The organism is Vogesella mureinivorans (genome assembly GCF_007644035.1).
Taxonomy (GTDB): Bacteria; Pseudomonadota; Gammaproteobacteria; order Burkholderiales; family Chromobacteriaceae; genus Vogesella; species Vogesella mureinivorans.
Map to the genome: position 1 here is coordinate 1 of NZ_VMTV02000069.1, position 375 is coordinate 375.

At 63.5% G+C, this 375-nt stretch carries 2 protein-coding genes; one reads left to right on the forward strand and one right to left on the reverse strand.

Annotation, left to right across the window (positions count from 1 at the left end):
- The coding region (locus tag FLQ44_RS24005) for a GDCCVxC domain-containing (seleno)protein (RefSeq protein WP_147692822.1) at positions 1-185 on the forward strand (185 nt) is incomplete at its 5' end.
- Positions 186-195: 10 nt separating this feature from the next.
- Here FLQ44_RS24005 and FLQ44_RS01975 read toward each other — a convergent pair.
- The coding region (locus FLQ44_RS01975) for a Tn3 family transposase (protein WP_147692823.1) at positions 196-375 on the reverse strand (180 nt) is incomplete at its 5' end.

Here is a 375-nt window from a genome sequence, read left to right on the forward strand (position 1 = left end):
CTGCATGCGGGCACCAGGCGATTGAAACCATGCCCACCACGGCGTGCCAGTTCTTCTACGAGTGCTCTGCTTGCAACACGCTCCTGCGCCCCCAAGCGGGCGATTGCTGCGTGTTCTGCTCCTACGGCACGGTGCCGTGCCCGCCCATCCAGCAGAACAGATCCTGCTGCGGCAATACACGCTGACTGAACCGCGCTACGCCGCCAGGGCCAGCTCGATTTCGTACGGTTCCGGAAGCGCCTCCACATCGATCAGGTAGTCGCCGAACCGTTTCACATGCGCGGTGACGTACGGGCTGAGCGCGGCCACGTCCTCCGGGGTGATCTTCCAGCCTGACCGGATCAGCGACTTGATTATCCGGCTCTGCTCGACGAC